This is a genomic window from Rhodococcus olei (genome assembly GCF_039540555.1).
Lineage (GTDB): Bacteria > Actinomycetota > Actinomycetes > Mycobacteriales > Mycobacteriaceae > Rhodococcus_G > Rhodococcus_G olei.
On the sequence record NZ_BAABFB010000112.1, the window covers coordinates 1 to 521 of the forward strand.

Consider the following 521-nt stretch of genomic DNA (forward strand, 5'->3'; position numbering starts at 1 on the left):
CGGGGGTCTTGTGCGTGGCGTAGATGCCCCTATGGATGTCAAGCAGCCGCAGGGCATGTGGTGACGTCGGGTCGGGGTTCGGTGAGGATCTGGTAGATCTCTCGGGCGATGTAGCGTTTGAGGCACCGGATCACCTCCCGTCGGGTCTTGCCTTCAGCGAGGCGCCGTGCCAGGTAGGCGCCGGTCGGGGCATCCCAGCGCAGGCGGGACAGGGCGATGCGGTAGAGCGCGGCGTTGGCCTGTCGGTTGCCCCCGCGGTTGAGGCGGCGACGGGTGGTCTTGCCGGAGGACGCGTCGACCGGATTGACGCCGCACAGGGCCGCGAAGGAGGCCTCGCTGCGCAGTCGGTCGGGATTGTCACCGGCGGTGATGAGCAACGCTGCTGCACTGTCCGGGCCGACGCCGCGGCGCTCGAGCAGTGTCGGCGCATGGCCGGCGATGACATCGGTGATCCGGCGTTCCAGGTCGCGGATTTCGGTGCCCAACTCGAGGATTCTGCGGGCCAGCAGTCGCAGCGTGTA

At 68.5% G+C, this 521-nt stretch carries 1 protein-coding gene; it reads right to left on the reverse strand.

Translation table 11 applies throughout. The annotated features are described in order from the left end of the window. Nucleotides 1–38: 38 nt before the first annotated feature. Nucleotides 39–521, reverse strand: a 483-nt coding sequence (locus ABD951_RS28550) for a transposase (protein ID WP_345353658.1), incomplete at its 5' end; no start/stop codon positions are given.